The 4,260-nt window shown below is 40.3% G+C and carries 3 protein-coding genes; 2 read left to right on the top strand and 1 reads right to left on the bottom strand.

The window, feature by feature from the left end; genetic code table 11:
• The first annotated feature begins 147 nt into the window (after positions 1-147).
• Positions 148-1,821: a pyridoxal-dependent aspartate 1-decarboxylase PanP gene (gene panP, locus BM100_RS09795; protein WP_092510409.1), complete on the top strand. Its 1,674-nt coding sequence runs from the start codon at positions 148-150 to the stop codon at positions 1,819-1,821.
• Positions 1,822-2,426: 605 nt separating this feature from the next.
• Positions 2,427-3,134 (top strand): acetolactate decarboxylase, encoded by a 708-nt coding sequence (budA, locus tag BM100_RS09790; protein WP_169924784.1) that lies wholly within the window; start codon positions 2,427-2,429, stop codon positions 3,132-3,134.
• A gap of 409 nt (positions 3,135-3,543) precedes the next feature.
• Here budA and BM100_RS09785 read toward each other — a convergent pair whose 3' ends face one another.
• Positions 3,544-4,047, bottom strand: a complete 504-nt coding sequence (locus tag BM100_RS09785) for a GNAT family N-acetyltransferase (protein WP_092510404.1) — start codon at positions 4,045-4,047, stop codon at positions 3,544-3,546.
• Positions 4,048-4,260 lie beyond the last annotated feature (213 nt).

Genomic DNA, 4,260 nt, shown 5'->3' with positions numbered 1-4,260 from the left:
TTTTATGAAAGGGAAATAATAGCCCGTAGCATATACCTTATGGATTTAGAGTTGCGTCAAGGGGGCAAGGGAATGCATCCCCGGGATGTATGGATAGCAAGACATAAACACATGAACGATATTATTAGTGACCCTAAGAGGCAAACTATGCTGTATTCTCTTGACAGCCTGAATTGCGGTGACGTGGATAAAACGACGCTTCATCCCTCCAACCAAGATCCTCAGGAATGGCAAGCATTACTTGAACAGTTTTTCCCCCACGGCAGCGATGAAGGGCTACTTGAGCTGGAAACGAGCATTGCCAGTGACCCTGTAACTTATTGTCTCCATGAATTAAACAAACCAGTAAAAGAACTGACGGAACTGGAAGCGAATTTTTCATCGGTGATTATTCCCGAGCTTCCGGTCAATGGCAGCACTTATGCCCGACATTTGAGAGAAGACATTCTCAATCAAGTTGTACCTGTGTCATCCCCCGCTTTTGTCGGTCACATGACTTCTGCCCTTCCCCAACATTTACCTGCAATCGGCAAGATATTAACCGCCCTGAATCAAAACGTGGTTAAGCTGGAAACGTCCCATGTCCTGACCGCACTGGAACGCCAAGTATTGGGCATGATGCACAAGTTAGTCTATAACTGCGACGAAACTTTCTATAAGCAGTGGCTCCACAATGGCGACTATGCTTTGGCAACTTTCTGTTCTGGGGGAACGCTGGCTAACTTGACGGCGATGTGGGCATGCCGGAACCAGCTTCTACCCGCCGACGGGGATTTTGCCGGTCTCGCCCGCGAAGGACTTGCCAGAGGGCTTATCCATTATGGTTACAGTGGCCTGGCTATTCTGGTATCGGAGTTGGGGCACTATTCGCTGAAAAAAACTGTGGATGTACTCGGCTTGGGACAAGACTCACTGATCAAGATTGAAACGGACAGCAATGGACGGATTTGTACCAACGCCCTGCTGGCTAAATTGCAGGAGCTGCGCCAACGCAATATCAAGCCGATGGCGATTATCGGAATAGCGGGTACAACAGAAACCGGCTCAATTGATCCACTAAATACTCTGGCTGATATTGCTGAACAAGAACAATGCCACTTTCATGTCGATGCGGCTTGGGGAGGAGCCAGTTTGCTGTCAGAACGCCACCGGCATTTGTTCGCAGGTATAGAACGTGCTGACAGCGTCACGATTGATGCCCATAAACAAATGTATGTGCCAATGGGAACCGGCATGGTGCTGTTTCGCCAACCCAATCTGGTCAGCGCCATTTCCCAGCATGCAAATTATATCGTGCGTAAGGGTTCGAAAGATTTGGGACGCCATACGCTGGAGGGTTCACGCTGCGCAATGTCCCTCATGCTGCACAGTAACTTTCATTTGCTTGGCCGGCGGGGATTTGCCCAGTTGATAGATGCCAGTATCGAGAAAGCCCAGCAATTTGCAGATCTTATTCGCCAGCAAGAAGATTTTGAATTAATCAGCGAGCCAGAATTGTGTTTGCTGACTTACCGTTATATGCCACCGAGGGTATTGCAGACTTTGCGTACAGCAGCAGAATCCGAAAAGCAGAAATTACATGACGAACTTAACGCGCTGAACCAACATATCCAGACAATGCAGTGGACTGCCGGGCAATCTTTTGTTTCACGCACGACCCTTCATCCCACGCAATGGGACAGACAACCGACAACGGTTTTACGTGTTGTACTCGCCAACCCATTGACAACGATGGAAATACTGGAAGACATGCTTAAGGAGCAGCGCCAACTGGCACAGCAAAGCCCACATTGGCAAACTCTGCAGGCATTAATCCATTGAGTGAATAGGCTCATATCCCAATGAAAAAACTCAGCCCTGATTTACGGTTTTATCAATGTTTAAATTGATTGAAATCATAACAATGGACTGAGTTATTCATCCACCTTTAAATAATCATTTCTGTGAGCAAAAGAATGAAATTATTCTCTATGATTTCATCATAAATAAAGCATGGTTTAAATTTATCCCTTAATTCAAACAGACATAATGAAATGAATTACACCTACCGGTGCTTTCAGGGATCTTCGTGCTTTATTCTTCATTGGATAGCAGTCATTTATTAACATCTTATATCTCCTGCCTTAATTTCATTGACTCACTGATTTAACTTAACATTTTTAATAGATTCGGCATTGCTTATAAATTAACATTTATTAAAGGATAAATATAAGAATAATTAAAATAAAGAAAAACACTAATGGATGATTTGGCTATATATTTTTATCTATTCTTCTAAAGAAAACAATTGCCTTGACAATGACTAACCGCTAACGTTATTAATTCATGACCTGATAAAAAATCTCAAATACTCGGCCTATATATTCAATATATGCCCAATGGATTTTGATTTGCAACACAACAGGGCTGTAAGGGAGGTGCATATTATGAAAAACCGAACAATCAATCAGTACTCCACCATTCATGCATTGATGTCAGGCGTCTTTGATGGAGCGTTTGCAATATCAGAAATCAGTCATGGTGGTTCATTCGGTATTGGCTGCTCACATGCACTTGCAGGTGAAATGATAGCGCTGGATGATATTTATTATGAAATTCAGGGAGCCGGTCATGTACGTCAGTTCACCGATCAGGAACAGATACCTTTTGCACAATTAACTCATTTCAATCCTGATGATCAGTTCCCCGTTTCTGATATTAGTAAAGCTGACCTGTATTCACAATTATCTGCTCAAGGGAACATTGATAATATTTTTGCCGCAATAAGAATTGAAGGATATTTTGAGCATGTTTGGTTTCGGCGTACCAATTATCAACAAAAACCCTATAGGCCCTTTGTTGAAGCTATAACAGAACAATCTGAAGAAACCCTTTATGATATTTCGGGTGTCATGGTCGGTTTTTGGACTCCTGAGATATTTCAAGGTATTTCGGTTGCTGGCATTCATATTCACTTTATTGACGATTCGCGAAAACATGGCGGGCATGTTTTTGGTTTTAAATTAAAAAATGGTCTTTTAAGTTATGAACTAAAACAGGATATAAAAATCCATCTGCCAAACAAAGATGAATATATTAATGCTGATTTGAAGATAGATAATCTGGATGATATCATCAGAAAAACAGAAGGTTGATGTATATCACCTATCATTTACAGAAAGCCGCTTTATTAATGATACTCACTCCCCCTGCTGCCGTTCTTATAAATATACGGTTATCCATGCTGTTGGGGATTAATGAAAAGTTTTCTCTCCATTAGAGGTCTTCCTCACCTTAGCCGGGCAAATTCGTTTCCGACGAATTTGCCATTCCCTTGCCGTCGCAATACATCTTTAAATCCAATAGGTATAGAAGAATAATTCACTACATATAAAAACCAATTATTAGCTGTTCTGTTACGCACAAATATTTTTATGCTCAATGGAATTTACAAAGAAAACTTTTTATTTATCCATTTATTTATCTTTATTTATTTAAGAAATAAAGAAGGAAGCAACACAAAATGCTTCCTGCAACCATTTATTACGATAAACTTCATGAAAACTACTTCAACCGATCATTTAATAAAGCCATTGTCATAACATCACAATATTGACCATTTCTTAATGCCTGCATACGCGCAATTCCTTCTTTTTCAAAACCGAATTTTTTGTACAACGCTATTGCTCGTTCATTATCGGAAAAAACATCCAACTCAATTCTGATACTTCCCAACCAATTGAATGCATAATCAATGACAAACCCCACCAGTTTTGAGCCTACACCTTTGCCGAAATAATTCTCATCAATGCCAATACCGAAGCTCACTACGTGTTTACTTCTTGGGTTTTCAAAAGTAAAAATCCCGATTGTGCCTACTACTTTCCCCTCTATTTCGGCAACAAAATCAATAATCCCTTTTGTTTTATTTTTTTGCAATCTTTCCCGCCAAGTTTCATATGAAGGACACGGACGTTGCATTGTATTAGGATAAACACTTTCTTGACCAAATATTCGCTGATAATGTTCAGCATCTTCAATCTCAGCTGCTCTTATTATAATTTCCATAGATACCCCTTTTTATTTGAGATATTTATAACTACCTGATATGTATTTAAAAGTAAATAGGCTGTCTAAAAATATTATTTTAAGGGTAATGTATTGACTTTCTATGTTTTTTAACTTGCTTGGATTCACATATTAAGCGCAACACCGTAATGAACGAAGTAAATGAGTGGGCACTCCTTTAAATAATTCATTAGGTGTTTTGTAACCTCTCGT

This window comes from Xenorhabdus mauleonii, assembly GCF_900113945.1.
Taxonomy (GTDB): domain Bacteria; phylum Pseudomonadota; class Gammaproteobacteria; order Enterobacterales; family Enterobacteriaceae; genus Xenorhabdus; species Xenorhabdus mauleonii.
This window is presented reverse-complemented; position numbering and strand designations above follow the sequence as displayed.

Bases quoted from the DNA above. Each gene is read 5' to 3' on its own strand.
- panP (WP_092510409.1), top strand. From the start codon at position 148: ATGCTGTATTCTCTTGACAGCCTGAATTGCGGTGACGTGGATAAAACG.
- budA (WP_169924784.1), top strand. From the start codon at position 2,427: ATGAAAAACCGAACAATCAATCAGTACTCCACCATTCATGCATTGATG.
- BM100_RS09785 (WP_092510404.1), bottom strand. From the start codon at position 4,047: ATGGAAATTATAATAAGAGCAGCTGAGATTGAAGATGCTGAACATTAT.